Annotated in this window: 21 protein-coding genes and 1 tRNA gene; 11 read left to right on the top strand and 11 right to left on the bottom strand. The window is 32.6% G+C overall.

What is annotated here, in order from left to right:
• The 3 genes from JJQ60_RS14425 (at position 1) to JJQ60_RS14415 (ending at position 3,992) form a co-directional block, all read left to right on the top strand.
• Positions 1-1,842 (top strand): M1 family metallopeptidase, encoded by a 1,842-nt coding sequence (locus tag JJQ60_RS14425; protein ID WP_394369545.1) that lies wholly within the window; start codon positions 1-3, stop codon positions 1,840-1,842.
• A gap of 102 nt (positions 1,843-1,944) precedes the next feature.
• Complete coding sequence (gene rnpA, locus JJQ60_RS14420; RefSeq protein ID WP_201921508.1) at positions 1,945-2,322, top strand: ribonuclease P protein component; 378 nt, start codon at positions 1,945-1,947, stop codon at positions 2,320-2,322.
• A gap of 47 nt (positions 2,323-2,369) precedes the next feature.
• Positions 2,370-3,992 carry a S41 family peptidase gene (locus JJQ60_RS14415; RefSeq protein ID WP_201921505.1) on the top strand — a complete coding sequence of 541 codons (1,623 nt, stop codon included), beginning with the start codon at positions 2,370-2,372 and terminating at the stop codon, positions 3,990-3,992.
• Positions 3,993-4,043: 51 nt separating this feature from the next.
• Here JJQ60_RS14415 and JJQ60_RS14410 read toward each other — a convergent pair whose 3' ends face one another.
• The 5 genes from JJQ60_RS14410 to JJQ60_RS14390 form a co-directional block, all read right to left on the bottom strand.
• Entirely contained in the window at positions 4,044-4,493 is a 450-nt protein-coding gene (locus tag JJQ60_RS14410) for a GNAT family N-acetyltransferase (protein WP_201921502.1), read from the bottom strand.
• Positions 4,494-4,497: 4 nt separating this feature from the next.
• On the bottom strand, positions 4,498-5,415 hold the full coding sequence (locus tag JJQ60_RS14405; protein WP_201921499.1) for a cation diffusion facilitator family transporter: 918 nt from the start codon (positions 5,413-5,415) through the stop codon (positions 4,498-4,500).
• A gap of 3 nt (positions 5,416-5,418) precedes the next feature.
• Positions 5,419-5,853, bottom strand: coding sequence for a ribose 5-phosphate isomerase B (gene rpiB / locus JJQ60_RS14400; protein ID WP_201921496.1), 435 nt, complete (start codon positions 5,851-5,853; stop codon positions 5,419-5,421).
• A gap of 549 nt (positions 5,854-6,402) precedes the next feature.
• Complete coding sequence (locus JJQ60_RS14395) at positions 6,403-6,642, bottom strand: DUF2007 domain-containing protein (protein WP_201921494.1); 240 nt, start codon at positions 6,640-6,642, stop codon at positions 6,403-6,405.
• A 91-nt stretch (positions 6,643-6,733) separates the two neighbouring features.
• Positions 6,734-6,913 (bottom strand): hypothetical protein, encoded by a 180-nt coding sequence (locus tag JJQ60_RS14390; protein ID WP_201921491.1) that lies wholly within the window; start codon positions 6,911-6,913, stop codon positions 6,734-6,736.
• Between the two features lie 239 nt (positions 6,914-7,152).
• Between JJQ60_RS14390 and rnr the strand changes: the two genes are divergently transcribed.
• From rnr to JJQ60_RS14375, 3 genes are read left to right on the top strand one after another with little or no spacing between them, the layout of a single operon-like run.
• Entirely contained in the window at positions 7,153-9,351 is a 2,199-nt protein-coding gene (gene rnr, locus JJQ60_RS14385) for a ribonuclease R (protein ID WP_201921489.1), read from the top strand.
• A gap of 48 nt (positions 9,352-9,399) precedes the next feature.
• Complete coding sequence (locus JJQ60_RS14380; protein WP_201921486.1) at positions 9,400-10,074, top strand: head GIN domain-containing protein; 675 nt, start codon at positions 9,400-9,402, stop codon at positions 10,072-10,074.
• Positions 10,075-10,113: 39 nt separating this feature from the next.
• The gene (locus tag JJQ60_RS14375) at positions 10,114-10,809 is read left to right on the top strand and encodes a LysE family translocator (RefSeq protein WP_201921483.1); all 696 of its coding nucleotides are present in this window, start codon (positions 10,114-10,116) and stop codon (positions 10,807-10,809) included.
• A gap of 31 nt (positions 10,810-10,840) precedes the next feature.
• Here the strand turns inward: JJQ60_RS14375 and JJQ60_RS14370 are convergent.
• Positions 10,841-10,911, bottom strand: a tRNA-Cys gene (locus JJQ60_RS14370).
• A gap of 97 nt (positions 10,912-11,008) precedes the next feature.
• Complete coding sequence (gene folB / locus JJQ60_RS14365) at positions 11,009-11,365, bottom strand: dihydroneopterin aldolase (RefSeq protein ID WP_201921580.1); 357 nt, start codon at positions 11,363-11,365, stop codon at positions 11,009-11,011.
• A 159-nt stretch (positions 11,366-11,524) separates the two neighbouring features.
• Here folB and JJQ60_RS14360 point away from each other — a divergent pair, with 159 nt between their 5' ends.
• Positions 11,525-13,567 (top strand): glutamine--tRNA ligase/YqeY domain fusion protein, encoded by a 2,043-nt coding sequence (locus JJQ60_RS14360; protein ID WP_201921480.1) that lies wholly within the window; start codon positions 11,525-11,527, stop codon positions 13,565-13,567.
• A gap of 88 nt (positions 13,568-13,655) precedes the next feature.
• Here the strand turns inward: JJQ60_RS14360 and JJQ60_RS14355 are convergent, their stop codons facing one another.
• The 4 genes from JJQ60_RS14355 to gltX form a co-directional block, all read right to left on the bottom strand.
• Positions 13,656-14,165 carry a hypothetical protein gene (locus tag JJQ60_RS14355; protein WP_201921477.1) on the bottom strand — a complete coding sequence of 170 codons (510 nt, stop codon included), beginning with the start codon at positions 14,163-14,165 and terminating at the stop codon, positions 13,656-13,658.
• A gap of 282 nt (positions 14,166-14,447) precedes the next feature.
• The gene (locus tag JJQ60_RS14350) at positions 14,448-15,395 is read right to left on the bottom strand and encodes an SPFH domain-containing protein (protein WP_201921474.1); all 948 of its coding nucleotides are present in this window, start codon (positions 15,393-15,395) and stop codon (positions 14,448-14,450) included.
• 67 nt (positions 15,396-15,462) lie between these two features.
• A complete protein-coding gene (locus tag JJQ60_RS14345) occupies positions 15,463-15,630 on the bottom strand; it encodes a hypothetical protein (RefSeq protein WP_201921470.1) in 168 nt (55 codons plus the stop codon).
• A gap of 132 nt (positions 15,631-15,762) precedes the next feature.
• Complete coding sequence (gene gltX / locus JJQ60_RS14340) at positions 15,763-17,274, bottom strand: glutamate--tRNA ligase (protein ID WP_201921467.1); 1,512 nt, start codon at positions 17,272-17,274, stop codon at positions 15,763-15,765.
• A 203-nt stretch (positions 17,275-17,477) separates the two neighbouring features.
• On the opposite strand from gltX, the gene JJQ60_RS14335 reads away from it, so the two are divergent.
• The 4 genes from JJQ60_RS14335 to JJQ60_RS14320 all read left to right on the top strand — a co-directional run bounded on the left by JJQ60_RS14335 (position 17,478) and on the right by JJQ60_RS14320 (position 23,675).
• The gene (locus JJQ60_RS14335; RefSeq protein ID WP_201921464.1) at positions 17,478-20,828 is read left to right on the top strand and encodes a DUF4175 family protein; all 3,351 of its coding nucleotides are present in this window, start codon (positions 17,478-17,480) and stop codon (positions 20,826-20,828) included.
• Positions 20,821-21,240, top strand: a complete 420-nt coding sequence (ybeY, locus tag JJQ60_RS14330) for an rRNA maturation RNase YbeY (RefSeq protein ID WP_201921461.1) — start codon at positions 20,821-20,823, stop codon at positions 21,238-21,240. The genes JJQ60_RS14335 and ybeY overlap by 8 nt, the downstream gene beginning before the upstream one ends.
• An 84-nt stretch (positions 21,241-21,324) precedes the next feature.
• Complete coding sequence (gene mnmG, locus JJQ60_RS14325; RefSeq protein ID WP_201921446.1) at positions 21,325-23,196, top strand: tRNA uridine-5-carboxymethylaminomethyl(34) synthesis enzyme MnmG; 1,872 nt, start codon at positions 21,325-21,327, stop codon at positions 23,194-23,196.
• Positions 23,196-23,675 carry a hypothetical protein gene (locus JJQ60_RS14320; RefSeq protein ID WP_201921443.1) on the top strand — a complete coding sequence of 160 codons (480 nt, stop codon included), beginning with the start codon at positions 23,196-23,198 and terminating at the stop codon, positions 23,673-23,675. The genes mnmG and JJQ60_RS14320 overlap by 1 nt, the downstream gene beginning before the upstream one ends.
• The last annotated feature ends 16 nt before the right edge of the window (positions 23,676-23,691 follow it).

Here is a 23,691-nt window from a genome sequence, read left to right as displayed (position 1 = left end):
ATGAGTATTATGTTAAAACAAATTGCTTTAGTTTTTTTATTTGTTGCAACTAATGTGGTTGCACAAAACAACACATCCTATTGGCAACAACATGTAGATTACAAGATGAATGTAGACATGGATGTTGAAAATTTTCAATACAAAGGAACACAGGAGCTTGTGTATACAAACAACTCTCCTGATACTTTAACTCAGGTTTTTTATCATTTGTATTTTAATGCTTTTCAGCCAGGAAGTGAAATGGATACCCGTTCTCAAAACCTTCCTGATCCTGACCCAAGAGTCCTAAGTCGAATTAGTGCACTAACTCCAGAAGAAATAGGATACCTAAACGTTTCTTCCTTAACACAAAATGGTGCGTCTTTGACATATAAGGTTGCGGGGACAGTTCTGGAAGTTGCCCTGGATAAGCCTATTTTACCAGGAGAAAAGGTAACTTTTTCTATGGTGTTTGATGGACAGGTTCCTAAACAAATAAGGCGATCTGGACGCAACAATAACGAAGGCGTAGCACTATCAATGACACAATGGTACCCAAAGATGGCCGAATATGATTTTGAAGGGTGGCATGCTGCCCCTTATATTGCCAGAGAGTTTCATGGCGTATGGGGTAATTTTGATGTAACTATCAATATCGATAAAGATTATATTTTGGGTGGAACTGGATATCTGCAGAACCCAGAACAAATAGGGTATGGATATCAAAAAGAAGGAACTGAAGTTAAGAGGAAAGGGAAAAAACTCTCTTGGCATTTTAAGGCTCCTAATGTTCATGATTTTGCATGGGCTGCAGACCCTGATTATGTTCATGATGTTTTAAGTATTCCCAATGGTCCAACATTACATTTTTTATATAAAAACAATGACGATATAATCGACAATTGGAAAGACCTACAGCCTAAGGCTGCAGAGCTTATGAACTATTTTAGTGAAAAAATAGGAAAATACCCTTATGATCAATATTCTATAATTCAAGGAGGTGATGGAGGAATGGAGTATGCTATGTGTACCTTAATTACAGGAGAAAGAAATTTTGGAAGCCTTGTTGGTGTTACGGCACACGAAATGGCTCATGCTTGGTTTCAACATATTTTAGCAACTAACGAATCCAAACACGAATGGATGGATGAAGGGTTTACAAGCTATATTTCTACCATGGCAATGAATGAGGTAATGAAGCAAAATAACCCAAATTCATTAAGAGGTGTATACAATACGTATTATCAATTAGCCATTTCAGGAATAGAACAACCACAAACAACACAGGCAGATCGTTATGCTCATAACTCAGCATATGGTGCATCTGCATATTCTAAAGGAGCAGTTTTTCTTTCGCAATTAGGATATGTAATCGGTGAGGATAACCTTGCAAAAACGATTAGAAGATATTTTGATGAGTGGAAATTTAAACACCCCACTCCTAATGATATTAAAAGAGTGGCAGAAAAAGTATCTGGCATACAATTAGATTGGTATCTAACCGATTGGACCCAAACTACAAATGCCATTGATTATGGAATCAAAGAGGTTACACAAAACACCAATAATACTACAAAAATAACTCTAGAACGCATCGGATTAATGCCAATGCCTATTGATCTTTATGTAGAATATAATGATGGTTCAATCGAATCTTTTTATATGCCTATTAGAATGATGAGAGGAGTAAAAGAAAACCCTATTCCAGCTATAAAAAGAACGACTTTACCAGATTGGCCGTGGGCAAGCCCCACATATATCTTTGATATTAATAAACCGAAATCTGAAATAAAGTCTATTAAAATTGATATTACTAGTGTTATGGCAGACATCAATCCTAGTAACAATATTTATACGGAGTAAAAATATAAACACATCATACTTAATCGCCGGCTTTAAAAAATTTTAAAGCCGGTTTTTTATAACACCTTGTATAAGAAATCTTATTACTACATTTAACACGTGATGGAAGCAACTTTTAATAAAAAAGAAAAATTAAAAAGTAGTAAGGCAATAGATTTGTTGTTTTCTGAAGGGAAATCAATCTCCAAATACCCAATTCGTTTGGTATATAGGAAATCTAATTTTGATGATGATGTTACATTCAAGGTTGGTGTTTCGGTTAGTAAACGCAATTTTAAAAAAGCGGTTGATCGTAACCGTATAAAGCGTTTATTACGCGAAAGTTATAGAAAAAATAAGTATATTGTACCCAACACTACCCATCAATTCACTTTTATGTTTTTATTTTCGGGAAAAGAAATGCCTGAATACTCTTTAATCGAATCTAAAATTAAAGGAATATTACAACACTTTGTTAAACAAGAAATTGAATCCAACTAGTATCCAGCGTATGTCTGTAGTTTCTGATCTTATTTAAATTTATGCTCATGAAAAAGAGAATTGTTTATCCAATAATTGCTGTTGCCATATTATTATCAACAGTTAGTTTTAAGTCTGATTTTTTTGAAATCGCCAAGCAAATTGAAATCTTCACTACAATGTTTAAAGAACTAAACATGAATTATGTAGATGAAACCAACCCTGCTGAATTAATGGATACTGCGATAAAAGCAATGTTAGATGACCTGGATCCGTATACAAAATATTGGAACGAGCAGGATGTAGAGGCTTCCAAAATACGTAATGCCGGAGAGTACACTGGCATTGGTGCATCTGTAAAAACTATTAAGGATAAGATCATCATTATGGAGCCGTATAAAGATTATCCTGCCGACAAAGCTGGTTTAAAGGCCGGAGATGAGATTATACAGATAGGAGACATAAAGGTTACCGATTTTAAAGAAGATGCAGGAGAGCTTCTTAAAGGAGCTAGCGGCACTAAAGTAGACATTACCTACAAAAGACAAGGCGAGACTAAAACCACTGTGCTTACAAGAGAAGAAATAGAAGTAGATGCAGTACCGTTTTACACCTTACTCGATGATAATGCCGGATATATTGTATTATCAAAGTTTAATAGTAAAGCCTCAAGTGAAACCATAGATGCCTTAAAAGATCTAAAAGCTAAAGGCGCTGATAAAATAATTTTAGACCTAAGAGGAAATCCTGGTGGTTTATTGAGTGAAGCAATAAACGTTACTAACATTTTTGTTCCTAAAGGCGAATTAATTACCACTACAAAATCAGTTGTAAAAAAATATAACAAAGAATATTATACCAAAAAGGATCCTGTTGATATTGAAATCCCTTTGGTTGTGCTCGTAAATGGTCGAAGTGCTTCTGCAAGTGAAATTGTAGCCGGAGGTATACAGGACTTAGACAGAGGAATTGTTATAGGCGCAAGAAGCTTTGGTAAAGGTTTAGTACAACGACCTAAAAAGTTGACTTACGGAACACAATTAAAGATTACTATTTCTAGATACTACACCCCTAGCGGACGCTGTATTCAGGCCTTAGATTATTGGAATAGAGATAAAAACAATAATGCCGTAAGAATTGACGAAAAAGATTTTAAGGCTTTTAAAACTAAAAATGGAAGAACAGTTTATGATGGCGGTGGAATACAACCCGACATTGCATTAGAAACCTCGAAGTTCAGCAAAATTACAACGGCTCTCCTGAAATCTGATGCGATTTTTGGTTATGCAACCAAATATTATTACTCTCATCAACTAAAAAAGGCTGAAGACTTTAAATTTACTGATACAGATTACGAAGATTTTAAAACGTATGTAAAGAAAGGTGACTTTAACTTTGAAACACAAACAGAAAAATCTTTCAAAAAGTCTTTAGAAGTTGCTAAAAAAGAAAAGTTGGATTCTGATATTTCATCAAGTTACGATGCGCTATTAGCTTCGATAAAAAAATCGAAAGAAAAAGCATTAGATACGCATAAAAAAGAAATCATTAACCAGCTTACCGATGAGATTATTAAGCGCTATTTCTATAAAGAAGGGTTGTACAACTATTATGTTAAAAACAACCCCGAAGTAAATAAAGCTCAAGAAATATTGAATAATAAAGGTAAGTATCAGGAGATTCTAAAATAAGTAATACACCAATCAAACCTCATGGGTTATTATAGCTTATGAGGTCGATTTTTAACATTGCCTAATCATACCGATATGCGGTATACCATCCTCAAGATACTCCTCTCCTACTTGTGTAAACCCATGAGATTCGTAAAATTTTTTTAGATAGGTTTGTGCTGATATTTTTATAGTGTGCCTTTCATAGACCTCCTTAATAGCTTCTATACTTTTTTCTATAAGGTCATGACCATACCCGTATTTCCTTTCTTTTTCAGACACCACTACCCTTCCAATACTAGCGTTTTCAAAATAATCACCATCATCAAATAATCTTGTATAGGCAATAATTTCATCTTTTTTATATCCTATAACATGTATTGCTTTTTGATCTTTATCATCTATGTCCTGATATACACAATCCTGTTCTACAACAAAAACCTCTGCGCGTAAGCGCAGAATTTTATATAGTTCTATCGTAGATAGTTCATCAAATCGCTTTATTTCAAATCTAACATCCATAGTATTAATCTTGTACAATAATGTCTTTATTATCCTTCTTTCCGAATTCTGGTTGAAGGGTTACATGATTTATTCCAAATTTTTTGTGAAGTATGTCTTCTATTTCACTTAATATTGTCCCGAATTCAGAAACCTGAATATTAGTTTCAAAATCTATGTGCGCTTCTAAATGCGTTTCCTCTTCATTAAGTTGCCATACATGCACATGGTGTATGCTTTTTATTTTTGGTAAGGCATTTATAATAGTAACAATATTTTTTACTTCAATAGTGTCTGGTGTATATAACATAAGTATCCTAAAGGATCTTTTTAATAAATCATAACCTACTATAACTAAGTATATAGCAATAGCAAAAGTTAATACACTGTCAACCCAAAAAACATTATAAAACCTCATTAACAATCCTCCTGCTAAAACAGCAACAGAGGCCATCAAATCAGTAATTAAATGCAAATATGCCGAACGCATATTCATGTTTACTTTACTATCTCTTTTTAATAGTAAAACACTAAGTCCATTTCCGAGAATAGCAATACCAGAAAGAATGATTACAATTTGAGCACTTATTTCTTGTGGATTTTGTAAGCGTTCTATGGCTTCAAAAATTAAAATAATCGCAATTACCATTAATGATGCAGCATTTATAAATGCTGCCATAATCTCTGCTCTTTTAAATCCAAAAGTTCTTTTAATAGATGCCTCCTTTTTTGCAAGTCGATTTGCAAAATAGCTTACAATTAATGAAAGAACATCACTAAAATTGTGTAAGGCATCAGACAATAAAGAAAGACTACCCGACACCAAGCCACCAATTACTTGAGCTGCTGTAATAATTATGTTTAGTAAAATAGATAATAACAAATTGCGCCCAGTAAGTTTTTGATGACTATGTGAGTGGTTATGGGCGTGCTTGTGGGTCATAAATTATACACACATTGGAATTTTATTAATTCTATTTTGGTGACGTCCTCCCTCAAATTCAGTATTTAAGAACGTCTTTACCATTTCTATTGCCTGGGGCAGTGAAGTAAACCTAGCCGGTATACATATAATATTAGCATCATTGTGCTGCCTTGTTAATTCTGTAATTTCTTTTGTCCAGCAAAGCCCTGCGCGAACAGTTTTATATTTGTTGGCAGTCATTGCTACGCCATTTCCACTACCGCAAATTAAAATTCCAAAATCTACATTCTCTGCTTCTACATCTTGTGCCACTGGGTGAACAAAATCAGGATAGTCAACACTATTTTCTTCGTTTGTTCCATAATTATTTACGGCTATACCTTCTGATTTTAGATATTCTATAATTTCAAACTTATAGTTTGTTCCTGCGTGATCGTTACCTACAGCTATTCTCATTTTTTTGTTGATTTCTTTGTTTGAACAAAGATACTTTAATCTAAAAAAGTAAACTCCAAAAAATCAATAATTTAACCCTAAGTTACGCAAATGTTAATAACTACTAGTCTTCTGTTAACACCTGATGTGTATAAATAGTTCCTAATTTTCAGAAAGTTTTTTTGGTCGTCTTAGATTTTATTAGAATACAAGTCTGTTGAAGACAAATCAAAATTTTAACTTCAAAATTTTTGGCTAAGTTTTCAAATATTAGATTCATGTTATGAACTCGTTTTTTGACTCAAAATATCAAAAATTTTATGTGTTTATTATCTATTAACAACTGTTAATTAAATTTCATTTTTAGAACATTTTCAGGCTCTTATAGTTTTAATATCCTGTTTATATGTTTATGAAAATTTCATCAAACAAAAAAAACAAAAAAAATCTGTAAAAGTTATACCGCTATCAACACTACATCATAATCATCATTATTAATTTTAAATTTTAAAAAAGAAAAAATATATATATAATATGTGTTGAAAAGTAGTATTTAAAAATAAAACTATGTTATACAATTCTTAAATGAGAATCTGTGTTTAGATTATCTATGATCTGAAGTACCGTTTGTTTATCTTTTTGATGAACCTTTAGATTTATACCGCCTAATGCGTTAGAGTAAAAAGGAAAGACACCTATCATGGTTTCATTTTCAAAAAAATAGGAAATACCTTCTTTATCCAGAAGTAGTTTTAAAATGGCATATTCATGAGGATAGGTATACGTTTTTACAACTATAAAATCTTTCATTTTAATTTAGTTTCCTTAGGTATATTGTTATACTAAATATACAAAATCAGGAATTAATGAATAAAATGATTAGGTATTGAGGAAAAGAGAGTTAATTAATTTTTGTTGCTTCGCGATCAAATTTTCCAGAAGCATGTACATCTGATTCTTCAATATTTTCATTTTTTTTATCTATAGTATTATTTATATATAGGGTAAAAGAATAGACTCCTAATAAAAATATTAGAATAAAAAAGATGATAATATTGTGTATTTTTTTAACTCTACCCATATCGCAAATACATATTTAACGATTAAAAGTTAATCCTAGTGTATTAAAATTAAGTAAATTTTAAGAAAAAGACTCTAATTTGTTTAAAAAAAACAAATCTAAATAATTGATTTACAGATTACATAAAAAATTACTATTAAACACGTATACTTTTTTAGTATTAATAAAAGTTTAAAGTATAAATTACAGATGTTAAAAGATAAGCTGTACTTTTATCATATATAACATAATTGATATTAATGAAAAGAAAGAGTAGAAGAAGAAAAAAGTCCCCTAAAATTGAGAATATCACCCAAGGAATACTAAAAATATTAAAATCAGAACCTAACAATACTTTTAATTACAAACAAATTGCTGCAAAATTTGGAGTTAATGATGCTAGTAGTAGAAATCAGATAATCAAGAAATTATCACAATTAGCTGCAAAGAAGCAAATTGAAGAAGTAGGAAGAGGTAAATTTAAGATCATACCAAATATTAATACGTATACAGGTGTTTTAGATATCACATCAAAAGGTTCTGGATATGTAATTGTTGAAGACCTTGAAGATGATGTTTTTATTCCAAGTAATAACTTAAACAAAGCATTACACGGTGATGAGGTCGAAGTCTACATATACCGTAGAAAACGTAGAGGAAAAAGTGAAGGAGAAATTACTAGAATCATTTCTCGTAAGAAAAATGAATTTGTAGGTGTTATAGAGATTCAAAAGAAATATGCTTTTGTATCGATGCAAGATCCAAAAATGTATACCGATGTCTTTGTTCCGAAGAATAAAATAGGCAAAGCAGAAGATGGAGATAAAGTATTGGTTACGCTAGAAGACTGGCCAGAAAAAGCAGATTCTCCTTTTGGAAGAATAACAAAAGTTTTAGGAAAACCTGGTGATCATAATACCGAGATCCATGCTATTTTAGCACAATATGGGTTGCCTTATGAGTTTCCTGAAGAAGTAGAAGAGTATGCAAATACACTGGATACATCTATACAAGAATCCGAGATCAAGAATCGTAGGGATATGCGAAAAACGCTTACGTTTACTATCGATCCTAAAGATGCGAAAGATTTTGATGATGCTTTATCTTATCAGGTTTTAGAAAATGGTAATTATGAAATAGGAATCCATATCGCCGATGTATCTCATTACGTGCAACCCGGTACTATATTGGATGATGAAGCCTATGAAAGAGCTACCTCTGTATATCTTGTAGATAGAGTAGTCCCTATGTTGCCTGAAGTTTTGTCGAATAATGCTTGTTCGTTACGACCTCATGAAGAAAAATATACTTTTTCTGCAGTTTTTGAATTAAATGATAAAGCAGAGATTAAGAATCAATGGTTTGGAAGAACTGCCACCTATTCTGATGCTCGTTTTGCATATGAAGAGGCTCAACACATTATTGAAACACAAGAAAATACGATTCCGAAAGAAATCTCACTTACAGGAAAAGAATATAAAGCAGATCAACAAATAGCTGGTGCCATTCTAAAATTAGATGAATTAGCTAAGATCATGCGAAGAAAACGAATGGGTGAGGGGGCTATTTCTTTTGATAAGGTTGAGGTTAAATTCTCTTTGAATGAAGAAAACAATCCCGTAGGAGTGTTTTTTAAGACATCTAAGGACGCTAATAAGTTAATTGAAGAGTTTATGCTACTTGCTAATAAAAAAGTAGCAGAATTTATAGGAAAACAAAATCCAAAGAAAACATTTATTTATCGTGTACATGACGAACCAAATGATGAGAAATTAGCCGCATTACAAAACATTATTGGCCGATTTGGATATAAACTAGATCTAAGAGATCGTAAAACTACCACAAAATCACTTAATGGATTATTAAAAGATGTTCAAGGAAAGAAAGAACAAAATTTAGTAGATACCTTGGCGATACGTAGTATGAGTAAAGCAGAGTATACTACTCATAATATTGGGCATTATGGATTAGCTTTTGATTATTACTCTCATTTTACATCGCCTATACGAAGATATCCTGATGTTATGGCACACCGTTTGTTACAACATTATTTAGATAAAGGAAAATCAGTTGCAGAAGAAGAATATGAAGAAAAATGCAACCATAGCAGTAGTATGGAAAATCTTGCAGCTAGCGCAGAACGAGATTCGATTAAATTTATGCAAATAAAATTTATGAAGGATCATGAAGATGAACAGTTTCTTGGAGTAATATCTGGAGTAACAGAATGGGGAATTTATGTAGAAATCATAAGCAATAAATGCGAAGGCATGATTCGACTTAAAGATATTCCAGATGATCATTATATTTTTGATCAGGATGAATATGCTGTTATAGGCCAAACTTCAAAAAAAATCTATCAATTAGGAGACGAAGTGTATGTAAAAGTGAAAAATGCAGATCTGGTAAAAAGACATCTAGATTTTTCTTTATTAGGAAGTAAACAGGATATGGAATAATTAAAAAGAAGTATCGTTTATTTTATAGAGACAAATAAATATTAAACTATGAGAAAATACATATTTCTTTTATTAACATTATGTGTATATGCTGGTCAGGGTCAAGATATAATCTCTAAAGATTTAGACGATTTTACAGCATTAAAAATATTCAATAAGATACAAGTTGAGCTTATTCAAAGTGATGAGAATAAAGTAGAAATCTCAGGAATTAAGAAAAGGAATGTTAATATTATACAAAAGAATAACTTAGTAAAAATAAGTATGTCTTTGGATAATATTTGGGATAATAATAACACCAAAGTGGTGGTGTACTATATTCAGCTTAATAAGATAGATGTAAATGAAGGTTCTATAGTAGTAGCTAACGATAATATTGTATCAAATTCTTTGGATCTTAGAGCACAGGAAGGAGCAAGCATTGAAGCACAAATTGAAACAGAAAGGTTATTTGTGAAATCAATTTCTGGAGGAGAAATAAAGGTTGATGGTTTGGTAAAAGAACAAGAAGTAGTTATTACATCAGGAGGACAGTATTATGGTAAGGATCTTAAAACGAAACACACACAAGTAACCATAAGTGCCGGAGGAACAGCAGAGGTACATGCAACAGAATATATTAAAGCAAATACAAATGCTGGTGGTACCATAAAAATTTATGGAAATCCTAAAACTGCAGATACACAAAAACTTCTTGGCGGAAAAATTATTGAAGTTAACTAAGTAGTTTTTTTAACTTTGCAATAAACATGCTTAGAACAAATGCTTCAAGACGCTCAGGCTGCCATACCTTTAGGATTTTTACTAGCCTTTTTAATTGGTCCGGTATTTTTCGTACTCCTTGAAACGGCTGCTATTAAGGGTTTTAGAGCTGCTCTTGCCGTCGATTTAGGTGTTATCTTTGCCGATATTGTATTTATCCTTATTGCCTATTTTAGTACTAATCAAATTTTAGAAAAGATAAAAGATGATCCTGCTTTATTCATTTTTGGAGGCATGTTATTATCGACTTATGGGGCAATATCTTTTATACAAGAAAGAAAAAACTACAACAAAGTAAGAGATACCTCTGTAGAAATAATTAATAAACACAACTATGCAATGCTCTTTATAAAAGGGTTTTTGCTTAATTTTATTAATATAGGAGTATTAGGGTTTTGGTTAAGTATAATCATAGTTATAGGTCCACAGTTAGACATGAATACGAATAGAATTATGTATTTCTTTTCTGTGGTTTTGTTAACATACTTGTTTATAGATGTCTTTAAAATGTTACTGGCCAAACGTCTTAAAAAAAATCTCACCCCAAAAAGAACATACATTACTAAAAGAATAATAAGTATTATGATGATAGTTTTTGGTGTATTTCTTATTTTAAAAGGAGTAATACCAGATACTATGGAGCAGAGAATACAAGATAAAATCGAAAAAATAACTCCAGAATCTAAATTTAAATAAAAAAATCCTGTAATTAGTTACAGGATTTTTGAGGTGTCGAGCGGATTCGAACCGCTGTAGATGGTGTTGCAGACCACTGCCTAGCCACTCGGCCACGACACCAGTTTTTTGGTTGGATGGCAAATGTAAAAAAATTTATGAGTATATATCAAATGATTTTACATTAAAACCAAATTCATTTGCATTTGATACTACAAAATTAACGTTTCTTTGTTCTAGAAATAGTTACCATTTCTACATTTCCACCAATTGGAGGGTTGATTTTTGAAACATCTATAGTAGCTTTATCTACTAATGGCAGCTCTTTTAATATGCGAACCAAAATACGTTCTGCCGCATGTTCTAGTAATTTAGATCGAATTGCCATTTCTTCTTTTACAATATGATTAAGATGAACATAATCCACAGTATCGCCCAAACGGTCAGATAGTGCAGATTTTGATAGGTCTGCTTTAATTTTCAGATCTACTCTATAATCAGAACCTATTTTCTTTTCTTCAACGAGACATCCGTGATAGGCATAAACCTTGATGTTTTTCAGTTTAATAAGTCCCACAATCTTTTTTGACAAAGGTATATAATCTTTGTTATAAATAAAGGGGAGAAGACCCCTTTTTTAATCAAAGACTGTATTAAGCCGTGTTGCTATAAAAAGAAGAATTGATTGTTTTTCAAGATTAGAATTTTAGTAGTTTTGTATTTCATTTAATTTACGATGTCAGAAGAAAAAAAATCACTCAATTTTATTGAGCAAATTATAGAAGAAGACCTTAAAAATGGATTAAATAAAGAAAATTTACGTTTTCGATTTCCTCCAGAGCCTAATGGATATTTGCATATTGGTCATACAAAGGCCATAGGTATAAGTTTTGGTTTAGGTCTTAAGTATGATGCTCCGGTTAATTTACGTTTTGATGATACTAATCCTGCAAAAGAAGAGCAAGAATATGTAGACGCAATCAAGAATGATATTACATGGCTAGGGTATCAATGGGATAAAGAGTGTTATTCTTCTGATTATTTTCAGCAATTATATGATTGGACTGTTCAACTTATTAAAGATGGTAAAGCATATGTAGATTCTCAATCTGCAGAAGCAATAGCAGAGCAAAAGGGAACTACTACAGAGCCAGGAATAAATAGTCCATTCAGAGATCGATCTGTAGAAGAAAACCTTGATTTATTTCAAAGAATGAAGCAGGGTGAGTTTGATGAAGGAGAACATGTAGTTAGAGCCAAAATCGACATGGCAGACCCCAATATGTTGATGCGTGATCCGTTGATGTATAGAATATTAAAAAAAGCACATCACAGAACAGGAGAGGATTGGTGTATTTACCCCATGTATGATTGGACACATGGAGAAAGTGATTATATAGAAAACATCTCGCACTCCCTGTGTTCTTTAGAGTTTAAACCACATAGAAAACTGTATGATTGGTTTTTGGATCAGGTATATAGCAATCAAATACGACCAAAACAAAGAGAGTTTGCACGGCTTAATTTGAGTTATACTATAATGAGTAAACGAAAATTATTAAAGCTTGTCGAAGAAAATATAGTGTCTGGATGGGATGATCCAAGGATGCCTACGATTTCTGGATTAAAAAGAAGAGGATATACACCCGCATCGATACGTAAGTTCGTAGAAACTGTTGGTGTTGCTAAACGGGAAAATGTAATCGATGTCTCTTTGTTAGAATTTTGTGTTCGTGAGGACCTTAATAAAACCGCTCCAAGGGTAATGGCGGTTTTAGATCCTGTGAAATTGATAATTACTAATTACCCAAAAGGAAAAGAGGAGTGGTTAGAATCAGAAAATAATCCCGAAGATGAAAATGCAGGATTTAGAAAAGTTCCTTTTTCTGGTGAATTGTATATAGAAAGAGAGGATTTTAAGGAAAATGCAGGAGGAAAGTTCTTTAGATTAACCTTAGGAAAAGAAGTTCGTCTTAAAAATGCATATATAATTAAAGGTGAAAATGTTGTAAAGGATAATAATGGCAATATTATTGAAATTCACTGTAGCTATGATCCAGAAAGTAGATCTGGAAGCGGAACACTCGAATCAAAACGTAATGTAAAAGGAACATTACATTGGGTGTCTATAGCACATGCTATTGCTGCAGAAGTTAGAGTATATGATCGATTATTTAATGATGAAGCACCAGATGGCCATAAAGAAAAAGACTTTATGGAGTTTATAAATCCGGATTCTTTGAAAACAATAACAGGTTATATTGAGCCTAGCCTTAAAGACGTAAAACCATTAGAACAATTTCAGTTTCAACGACTTGGATATTTTAATGTGGATTTGGATAGTACTCCAGAAAAATTGGTTTTCAACAAAACGGTGGGATTAAGAGATACTTGGGCAAAACAAAAACCCAAGGCAAATCAGCAAGCTACAAACAAACCACAACAAAATCATCAAAATAAGACGTCTCCAATAGAAGAAATAAGAAGAGCGGGGAAGAAGTATGCCAACTTGCCAGAAGAGAAGAGAGAAGTGCTTAAAAAGAAGATTAAAGAAGCTGCTACCAAAGTTGAAATTGATGAATTGGAACCTTTATTTGGAACAGCAGTTAAAAAAGTAGGTACTCGTATTTCTACAATGATTGCTTTAGATGTGGTTTTAGAACAGAAAGGATTAAAACCGAATGATTCTGCTCAAGATTTTATAAAAAAAGCAGTAGAGGACAAGAATGAATTATTAAAAGAAGAAGCATCCAGATTGGTATCCAAATATGGCTTATAAATATTATTTCTAAAAAATAGAGATAAAATTAAAAACCTCGCCATGTCAACAATGGCGAGGTTTTTTCATTATATATAATTAATATATTTTAATTATCTGCTATATGTTCATCTAGTGGGATTTCAATATCTGTTTTGAATTTCGGAAATATTTCTTTGGTTTCAGGGTCATCTAAAAGCTTATTAGATTCTACAAAATACCATTGTTCTTTTTTCTTGTCATAGAAACCAAATAATGAACTTTTTAAAGTAACAGAGCGACCGCTAAAACTCATTTTGATGGTGTTTTTTACTAAAGAACGATACTCTTTACCTTCTTTTTTTATGTCTGCAACTTCATCGATTTCAGAACTGATGATTTTTATATTTTGAGCATCCATCGTTCTAAAAATTTCATCCATAGTGTCCATTAATTTTCGCTCTCCGTATTTTTTAAAAATACTTGGATGCGTATATTTTAACATGGTACTTAAATTTCTATCAATTGAAGCTTGAGAGGTTGCTTTAGCGTCTCTGAGCGCATATTTTTTTAATGTGTCTATGTTTTGTGAAAAAACACTTCCCGAAATAAACAGGAGGAGTAATAAGTAATTTTTCATGGGACTAATAATTTTTTGTAAAGATAAGTATTTTGATTATAAATATTTCTTATAGTTATGTTATAATAATAAGTTTTAATTATTAAAAACAGCTTTATTAGATGAATTTTAAGGGCTTAAAAATAAAGAGTAATGTAATATGATATTAATTCAAAATTAAGAGAAAAAAAGCCCTTAATTTTACCTTATTTATAAAAATGCTTGTTTAGTGAGCTGTATTTTCTAAAAACAACAAACCTGATCAACATTATTGATCAGGTTTGTTTTGAGTATTGATTTTTGTTATTCTGCTCCTGGCTTTTTACGACCAAGACCTTTTTTAAGATTTTGTTTTTTCATTTCTTCGCCAATTTGATTCGAGGCTGTAAATGATGCAATCATATTATTTAGCATATCACTTCCTGCTTGTGGAGAGTTGGGTAATAAAATAAGATTACTATTCGTTTCTTCACCAATAGACTGTAGTGTATCATAATGTTGTGTTACTACAATTAATGCCGATGCTTCTTGAGAGTTTATTCCAACATTGTTAAGAACATCTACACTTTCTTCAAGTCCTCTTGCTATTTCTCTACGTTGGTCTGCGATACCTTGTCCTTGTAGCCTTTTACTTTCGGCTTCAGCTCTGGCCTTGGCAACTATCTTGATTCGCTCAGCTTCGGCTTCATATTCAGCAGCAACTTTTTCACGCTCAGCAGCATTAATACGATTCATAGCCTCTTTTACCTGAAGGTCAGGATCGATATCGGTTACTAATGTTTTGATAATGTCGTATCCATAATTTACCATAGCTTCATTAAGTTCTTGTTTCACCGCTATTGCAATATCATCTTTACGCTCAAAAACATCATCTAATTTCATTTTAGGAACTTCAGCACGAACAACATCAAAAACATAAGAAGTAATTTGATCGTGTGGATTTTCTAACTTGTAAAAAGCATCATAAACTTTTTCTTTTATAACTTGAAATTGAACTGAAATTTTAAGACGTACAAAAACATCATCTTTTGTTTTAGTTTCAACAAGAACATCTAACTGTTGAATCTTAAGGTTAATACGACCTGCAATACGATCGAACACAGGAATCTTAAAATGCAAACCCGAATTACGGAAGCTTAAGAATTTTCCAAAACGCTCAACGACAGCAGAGGTTTGTTGTTTAACGGTAAATATCCCTGAAATAAGAATAATAAACCCAAATATAAATAGAGGTATTAAATAAAATCCCATAGTTTTTATTTTATGTGTTAATGATTAATTGGTAATGAATGTACTAATAAATGATGAAAAAGCGCTCTTATTTTGATATTGTTACAAATGCAGTATACGTATTATCTAAAAAAGAAATATTAACAACATCCCAGCCTTGTTTAGAATGGGTATTCAAAGTATCTTCTAGTTTTTGTCTTAGCTTTTCTAATGACCAGTTACTGGATATTTTTAGTACTTTAAATTGTTTTCCCATAGTTATAATTTTTGCAATGTTACTTTAATATTGGTTGCCAAAAGTTGAAAAATGTTACAGTATAACTATAAAAAACAAAAAGCGCTATTGATTTGAAATAGCGCTTTTTTTAATTCATAAGGTTAGGAGATATTAATTTTTTTCAATGGCATCTTCAATCCTTCTTATAGTTTCTTCTTTGCCAATCATCGAAGCAATTTCAAATAAGTCTGGGCCTTGAAGAGATCCAACAAGTGCTATACGGAGAGGCATCATAATTTTGCCAAATCCTATTTCTTTTCCGGTGATCCAGCCTTTGACAATTGTAGAAATTGTATCGGCAGAAAAATCTGTAATATCATGCAGTATTCTTGTGAGTTCATGCATCAAGTTTGGAGTCTCTTCTTTCCATGCTTTTTTTATGGCTTTTTCATCATACTCGCTAGGTGATATGAAATAGAACCTACTAAGATCCCATAAATCTTTAACGAAAGTTGCACGCTCTTTTACGGTTTCAACGATTTTTTCAAGAGGTAAGGAGGTCGATACATTTTTATCTTGAAGTATTTTGTTGAAGAGTTGCGATAATAATTTGTTATCGATCTTTTGTAAATGTTGTTGCTGAAACCACTTCGTTTTTTCAGGGTCAAATTTTGCACCGGCCTTGTTTACTCTTTTTAAATCAAACTCGTTTATCAATTCTTCCAGAGTAAATAATTCTTGTTCTGTTCCCGGATTCCAGCCTAAAAATGCGAGCATGTTGATAACGGCTTCAGGAAGATATCCCTCTTCTTTATAACCAGAAGAAACATCGCCGGTTTTGGGATCAGTCCATTGTAGAGGAAAAACGGGGAACCCCATTTTATCACCATCTCTTTTACTTAATTTTCCTTTACCTACAGGTTTTAGTATAAGAGGTAAATGCGAAAAACTTGGAGCCTCCCAACCAAGGGCTCGATATAACAAAACATGTAAGGCTAGAGAAGGTAACCATTCTTCTCCACGGATAACATGTGTAATTTTCATTAGATGATCATCAACAATATTGGCAAGATGATATGTGGGCATTCCGTCACTTTTGAATAATATTTTGTCATCAAGAATGTTAGTGTCAATTTTTATGTCACCTCTAATCTCATCCACCAAATGTAAGGTTTCATCTTTAGGGGATTTAAATCGAATCACAAATGAATCACCAGAGTTTAGTCTGTTTTCTATTTCTTGTTCAGAAAGTGATAAAGAGTTTGTAAGCTTTTCTCTATTATGCCAATTATAGATAAAAGTTTTCCCTTTTGCTTCATGATCTTTTCTATGTGCATCTAAAGCTTCGGCGGTATCAAATGCGTAATATGCATGCCCGTTTTCAATTAATTGATCGGCATAAGTTTTATATAAATGCTTTCGTTCGCTTTGCCTGTATGGTCCAAAGCCACCATCTTTTCCGGGGCCTTCATCAAAAGGAATGGCACACCAATCCAATGCATTTTTGATGTAGTCTTCAGCGCCTTCAACATACCTGTTTTGATCTGTATCTTCAATTCTTAGTACAAAAGTACCGTTATGTTTTTTTGCAAAAAGATAATTAAACAATGCTGTTCTTACTCCTCCAATGTGTAAAGGCCCGGTTGGACTAGGTGCAAAACGAACCCTAATGTCTTTTGTCATGATTGTGTTTTTAACGATAAACGCTCCTAAAATAAACGACAAAGATACGATCTTCTGTACGCTATTGAAATGATAATATTAGATAACCATTTAATTTTTAATAAACTATTGAGGAGCAACACCTTGAATTATAATAAATATAACAATCCTATTGAAAATAAAATCGTAGTTTTATAGGTTAATGAAAAAATAGGGTTTAGGGAATGGATAGTTTTGAGTTGATAAAGAGAAAGCTTCAGCAATTTATTAAGAAGTATTATGTCAATGAATTAATACGAGGGGGTATTCTGTTTTTTGCAATTGGTGTTTTATATTTTTTAATCATTCTGCTAATAGAAAATTTTCTGTGGTTGAGTAGCACAGGAAGAACCATCTTATTTTGGTTATTTGTGTCAGTAGAAGCTGGTTTGTTTATACGCTTTATTGCAATACCAATTGCTAAATTGTTTCGATTAGCTGATGGCATTGATTACAAAAAGGCATCTAGTATAATTGGAAACCATTTTCCAGAGGTTAGTGATAAGTTATTAAACCTTCTTCAATTAAAAGAGAATAAAGAATCTTCTTCACTGTTACTTGCAAGTATAGAACAAAAATCGAAGGCATTAAAACCTGTACCATTCAAACTGGCGATTAGCTTTAAGAATAATGTTAAGTATTTGAAGTATGCCGCAATACCTATAGCTATATTTTTAATTCTTGTAGCTTTTAACAAGACGAGTTGGATCTCGAACAGCTATGAAAGAGTTGTTAATTACAAGGTGGCCTATGAACCACCGGCTCCTTTTCAATTTTTTATTGTTAACAAGAACCTTAATGCTTTTGAAAACAAAGATTATGTTCTTAAGGTCAGAACGGTAGGAGATGTGTTTCCTGATAATGCAACGATAAACTATAATAATGAGGTTTATTTTTTGAAAAACACCGGTGTAGGAGAGTTTGAATATGTGTTTATTCAACTTAAAAAACCTATTGAATTTACCATCAGTGCCAATGATATTAGTTCTAAACCATATACACTCGATGTAGTTCCAATTCCGGCATTATTAGATTTTGAAATGAAATTGGATTACCCATCTTACACCAGGAAAAAGGATGAAGTTTTGAAAAGCTCGGGTAATGCAATAGTTCCTGAAGGAACAAAAGTTACTTGGTTGGTTAATACAAGAAATACCGATAAAGTTGAATTTAAAACTAAGGATACGGTTGTTTCTCTTATTCAGGAAAATACAGAATTTTCTTACAGCGATAAGGTGTTCTCAGATCTGTATTATGAGATAACGACTTCAAATAAAAATGTAGAAAATTACGACAACGTATCGTTTAATTTACATGTTGTTAGAGATCAATATCCTGAGATGAACCTAAAATCTGAGAAGGATACTATAGATAATCAAACGATTTATTTTTTTGGAAGAGTTAGTGATGATTATGGGATAAGCACGCTACAACTGGTATATTATAATCAAAACAAACCAGAGGATAAAGTTAAGAAGAACTTAGCTATAAATCAGGCGTTGTTTGATGAATTTATATATGCATTTCCTGATAATCTTAATCTAGAACCCGGTGTTAATTATGAGTTCTATTTTGAAGTTTTCGATAATGATGTTATCCATAGCTATAAAAGTACGAAGAGTCAGGTTTTTGATTTCAGAAAGTTGACCAAAGAAGAACAAGAAAGTAAGCTTTTGCAAAAGCAAAGCGAAACTATTTCTGGCTTGAACAAATCTTTGGATAAATTCAAAGAACAGGAACAAGAATTAAAAAGCCTAAGTAAACTGCAAAAGGAAAAGAAGCGACTAGATTTTAACGACAAAAAAAAGCTGGAGGATTTTCTAAAAAGACAAAAAGAGCAAGAGAAAATGATGCAGGATTTTTCTAAGAAGTTGAAGGAAAATTTAAATCAATTTGAAGACAAGGAAGAAGAGCCGTTTAAAGATGCACTCAAAGAACGCTTAGAAAGAAACGAAGAGCGTCTTAAAAAAAATGAAAAGCTTTTAGAAGAAATAGAAAAGTTAACAGATAAAATTCAAAAAGAAGAGCTTACAAAAAAGCTCGATCAGCTTAAAAAGGAAAACAAGAATCTTAAGAAAAATCTTGAACAACTTTTAGAGTTGACAAAAAGATATTATGTTATAGAAAAACATGAAAAACTTGTTGAAAAATTAAATGATTTGTCTGAAAAGCAAGAGGAGTTATCCAAGAAGAATGAGGAGAACACCAAAGAAAAACAAGAAGAATTGAACAAAGAATTTGATGATTTTCAAAAGCAAATGGAAGAGCTTAAGAAGCAAAATGATGACCTAAAGAAACCAATGGATATTGATCAGAAAAAAGAAGATGAAGTGGAGATCAAAAAAGAACAAGAAAAGGCTACAGATAATCTCGACAAACAAAACAAGACAGAGGCTAAAAAGAATCAAAAAAGTGCTGCTCAAAAAATGAAGCAAATGAGTAAAGGAATGCAAATGCAGATGCAAATGGCAGGAGGAGAACAGCAGCAAGAAGATATGGAAATGCTAAGACAGGTTTTAGACAACTTAGTCGATTTTTCTATTGAGCAAGAGGGTCTAATGAAAGAGTTTAAAAAGATAGACATAGACAATCCTTCATATTCTTCAAAACTTAAAAGGCAAAGTGTGTTGAGAGAAAACTTTATTCATGTTGATGATAGCCTTTACGCTCTTGCTTTAAGAACTCCTCAGATCACAGAAAGTGTTACTCAAAAACTTACCGACATCGAATTTAATATAGATAAGTCGTTAGAAAGGCTAGCCGAAAATCAGGTTGTACAGGGCGCAGCAAACCAACAATATACTGTTACAGGTTCAAATGATTTGGCGTATTTATTAAGCAGAACACTAGATCAAATGCAAAATAGTATGTCTGCTTCTGGAAAGGGCAAAGGAGGATCCAATGAATTTCAGTTGCCGGATATTATTAAAAAACAAGAAGAGCTAAACGAGAAGATGGAGAAGGGAATGGAGAAGGGTGAGAAAGAGGGTCAGCAAAAAGGAGAGAAGAATGAAGGAGATAATGGAGAACAAAAGGAGAGTAAGGATAAAGGTCAAAACGGCAAAAATAAGAGTAATCAAGGAGAGGGCGAGGATGGAGAATCTGATCAACAAAGAGAGGACCTTAATGGTGAATTATATGAAATTTTTAAGCAACAACAAGAACTTAGAAATGCGCTTTCTGATAGAATAAACAAAGAAAAGAAAGGACAAGGGATTGGCAATAATTTATTGAAAAAGATGCAGGAGGTAGAAGAAGAGTTATTAGAAAAGGGTTTTAACGAAAGAACATTGGGAAAGATGTTAGAGTTAAAACACGAACTACTAAAATTAGAAGACGCTGCTTTAGAACAAGGAGAAGAAGAGAAACGAGAAAGTACAACAAATCAGGAGCAGTTTGAAAACGCAAATCAGAACAGATTGGACAAAGCGAAACAATATTTCAATACTACTGAAATATTAAACAGACAAGTATTACCTTTGCGGCAAAATTACAAACGAAAAGTACAGGAGTATTTTAAAAAGAACAATGATTAATTTCTTTTACGAAACAAAGAGCAAGCTGTTAGAAGAGGCAAAACTTAAGACTTGGATAGATCAAGTTGTCTTGTCTGAAAAAAAGACATTAGGAGAGATAAACTACATCTTTTGTGATGATGAGTATTTACTAAAAATCAACCAGGATTTTCTATCACACGACACATATACTGATATCATAAGTTTTGATAACACTATGGGAAATGAGTTAGGAGGAGATATTTTTATATCTCTTGAGAGGGTGGCAGAAAACGCTAGAATATTTAAAGCCTCTTTTGAAGAAGAAGTAAGAAGAGTTATGGCTCATGGGGTGTTGCATTTTTGTGGTTATAAAGACAAAACCACAAATGAAGCTGGGCTTATGAGAGATAAAGAAAATGAAAAACTAGCCATGTTCCACGTGGAACAATAAGGCTTGGTTTGAGTGTTTTGTTCCACGTGGAACAAAGTGCTTGTTAAAAAACAGTGTTCCACGTGGAACAAGAATTAAAGAGTTATGTTTGAAAAAGAGTATGATGTTATAGTGGTTGGCGCAGGTCACGCCGGAAGTGAAGCTGCAGCCGCTGCTGCCAATTTGGGATGTAGCACATTGTTGGTTACAATGAACCTGCAAAACATTGCACAAATGAGTTGTAACCCAGCTATGGGAGGTATAGCAAAAGGACAAATTGTAAGAGAGATTGATGCGCTTGGAGGGTATAGTGGAATCGTTAGTGATCGTACCGCGATACAATTTAAGATGTTGAACAAATCCAAAGGACCGGCTATGTGGAGCCCAAGAGTTCAGAGCGACAGAATGCGCTTTGCTGAAGAGTGGAGATTGCTTTTAGAACAAACTCAAAATGTGGATTTTTATCAGGAAATGGTAAGTGGACTTTTGGTAGAGAACAATCAAATCAAAGGCATAAAAACATCACTTGGATTAGAAATAAAAGGAAAGTCTGTGGTACTGACAAATGGTACTTTTTTGAACGGCTTAATTCATATCGGAGAGAAACAATTTGGAGGCGGAAGAGCAGGAGAAAAAGCCGCAACAGGAATTACAGAACAACTGGTTGATTTAGGTTTTGACTCTGGAAGAATGAAAACCGGAACTCCTCCAAGAGTGGATGGAAGATCTTTAGATTATTCCAAAATGATTGAACAGCCAGGAGATGATAACCCAGAGAAATTTAGTTATACTAATTTAACAACTCCGTTAACAGAACAGAGATCATGTTATATGACATACACTTCTTCAGAGGTTCATGGTCTACTGAGAGAAGGTTTTGATCGTTCGCCAATGTTTAATGGAAGAATAAAAAGTATAGGACCAAGATATTGTCCGTCTATTGAAGATAAAATTAATCGTTTTGCGGACAAAGATAGACATCAAATTTTTGTAGAACCTGAAGGTTGGAATACGGTAGAAGTATATGTTAATGGTTTTTCAACTTCGTTGCCAGAAGATGTACAGTTTAAAGCTTTAAAATCTGTGGCTGGTTTCGAAAATGTAAAATTCTTTAGACCTGGATATGCTATAGAGTATGATTATTTTCCACCTACACAATTAACACACACATTAGAAACAAAGTTGGTTTCTGGTTTGTTTTTTGCGGGACAAATTAATGGAACAACAGGATATGAAGAAGCTGCTTCGCAAGGTTTAATAGCTGGGATTAATGCCGCGCTAAAGGTTAAAGAACAAGAATCTTTTATTCTTAAAAGAAGCGAGGCGTATATAGGAGTGTTGATAGATGACCTAATCACTAAAGGAACAGAGGAACCATATCGAATGTTTACCTCTCGAGCAGAATATAGAACACTGTTGCGACAAGATAATGCTGATTTTAGATTAACACCTATGTCACACAAAATTGGTTTAGCTTCAGACGAAAGATTGAGGAGAATGGATGAAAAAGAAAAAAAGGCAAGTGCGTTTGTTCAGTTTTTTAAAGACACTAGTGTTTCTCCAGAAGAAGCAAATCCTGTTTTAGAATCTAAAAACTCTTCACCCATTAAACAAAGCGGAAAAATGTTTAAGTTGTTTTCTAGACCTCAAATTGATCTAGGAGATGTGAGGAATTTTGAAAAAGTTGAATCTTATATAAATGAACACAACTTGGATAAAGAAGTTTTAGAACAAACAGAAATTCAAGTAAAATATTCTGGATATATAGAAAAAGAAAAAAACAATGCTGACAAATTAAATAGATTAGAAAACATTAAAATCCCAAAAGATTTTGATTATACAAAATTAAAATCTTTGTCATTTGAAGCCTGTGAAAAAATGTCTAAAATAAAACCGGCAACCATTTCTCAGGCATCAAGAATTAGCGGAGTTTCTCCAAGTGATATTTCTGTACTTTTGGTTTATATGGGTCGATAATGAAAAGTGTAACGTGTAGACAAGAAAAAGCACTCAAAGGAAGAATTCTTTCAATTTTTGTTTTATTATTTTCTGTTTTGTTTTTGTTTTTTGCCTCAGAGCCGTTATTTTCTAGATTGGCTTTGTTTATAATCTCGATGTTCGTTTTTGGATTTTCGATATCCTACCAAATTAACCAGGATTTTAATAACTATAAAGTTTTTGCTGTTTTCGGGATTATAGTTTATAGAACCAAATTGAAGATAAAATTTCCTGAGTATATTTCTGTTTTTTCGACTTCTTTAAGCCTAAACAATGAATGGGGTTCTGTGGCCGCAATAGGAACCAAAGAAAGACACGATAAAATTGTAGTTCGCTTTTTTACGGGAAATAATAAATTTACAATATTTAGAACAGAGAATTATCAAGACGCCTTGGATAAAGCAAATGCCCTAGGCGAACTATTGGATATAGAAATTTATAACAAAATTAAAGAATAGTTCCACGTGGAACATC

The organism is Aquimarina mytili, assembly GCF_016735115.1.
Taxonomy (GTDB): domain Bacteria; phylum Bacteroidota; class Bacteroidia; order Flavobacteriales; family Flavobacteriaceae; genus Aquimarina; species Aquimarina mytili.
This window is presented reverse-complemented; position numbering and strand designations above follow the sequence as displayed.

Bases quoted from the DNA above. Each gene is read 5' to 3' on its own strand.
- mnmG (WP_201921446.1), top strand. From the start codon at position 21,325: ATGTTTGAAAAAGAGTATGATGTTATAGTGGTTGGCGCAGGTCACGCC.
- JJQ60_RS14345 (WP_201921470.1), bottom strand. From the start codon at position 15,630: ATGGGAAAACAATTTAAAGTACTAAAAATATCCAGTAACTGGTCATTA.
- JJQ60_RS14320 (WP_201921443.1), top strand. From the start codon at position 23,196: ATGAAAAGTGTAACGTGTAGACAAGAAAAAGCACTCAAAGGAAGAATT.
- JJQ60_RS14350 (WP_201921474.1), bottom strand. From the start codon at position 15,395: ATGGGATTTTATTTAATACCTCTATTTATATTTGGGTTTATTATTCTT.
- rnpA (WP_201921508.1), top strand. From the start codon at position 1,945: ATGGAAGCAACTTTTAATAAAAAAGAAAAATTAAAAAGTAGTAAGGCA.
- JJQ60_RS14355 (WP_201921477.1), bottom strand. From the start codon at position 14,165: ATGAAAAATTACTTATTACTCCTCCTGTTTATTTCGGGAAGTGTTTTT.
- JJQ60_RS14375 (WP_201921483.1), top strand. From the start codon at position 10,114: ATGCTTCAAGACGCTCAGGCTGCCATACCTTTAGGATTTTTACTAGCC.
- JJQ60_RS14335 (WP_201921464.1), top strand. From the start codon at position 17,478: ATGGATAGTTTTGAGTTGATAAAGAGAAAGCTTCAGCAATTTATTAAG.
- JJQ60_RS14425 (WP_394369545.1), top strand. From the start codon at position 1: ATGAGTATTATGTTAAAACAAATTGCTTTAGTTTTTTTATTTGTTGCA.
- JJQ60_RS14410 (WP_201921502.1), bottom strand. From the start codon at position 4,493: ATGGATGTTAGATTTGAAATAAAGCGATTTGATGAACTATCTACGATA.
- gltX (WP_201921467.1), bottom strand. From the start codon at position 17,274: ATGACAAAAGACATTAGGGTTCGTTTTGCACCTAGTCCAACCGGGCCT.
- JJQ60_RS14415 (WP_201921505.1), top strand. From the start codon at position 2,370: ATGAAAAAGAGAATTGTTTATCCAATAATTGCTGTTGCCATATTATTA.
- JJQ60_RS14360 (WP_201921480.1), top strand. From the start codon at position 11,525: ATGTCAGAAGAAAAAAAATCACTCAATTTTATTGAGCAAATTATAGAA.
- JJQ60_RS14405 (WP_201921499.1), bottom strand. From the start codon at position 5,415: ATGACCCACAAGCACGCCCATAACCACTCACATAGTCATCAAAAACTT.
- rnr (WP_201921489.1), top strand. From the start codon at position 7,153: ATGAAAAGAAAGAGTAGAAGAAGAAAAAAGTCCCCTAAAATTGAGAAT.
- rpiB (WP_201921496.1), bottom strand. From the start codon at position 5,853: ATGAGAATAGCTGTAGGTAACGATCACGCAGGAACAAACTATAAGTTT.
- JJQ60_RS14380 (WP_201921486.1), top strand. From the start codon at position 9,400: ATGAGAAAATACATATTTCTTTTATTAACATTATGTGTATATGCTGGT.
- ybeY (WP_201921461.1), top strand. From the start codon at position 20,821: ATGATTAATTTCTTTTACGAAACAAAGAGCAAGCTGTTAGAAGAGGCA.
- JJQ60_RS14395 (WP_201921494.1), bottom strand. From the start codon at position 6,642: ATGAAAGATTTTATAGTTGTAAAAACGTATACCTATCCTCATGAATAT.
- JJQ60_RS14390 (WP_201921491.1), bottom strand. From the start codon at position 6,913: ATGGGTAGAGTTAAAAAAATACACAATATTATCATCTTTTTTATTCTA.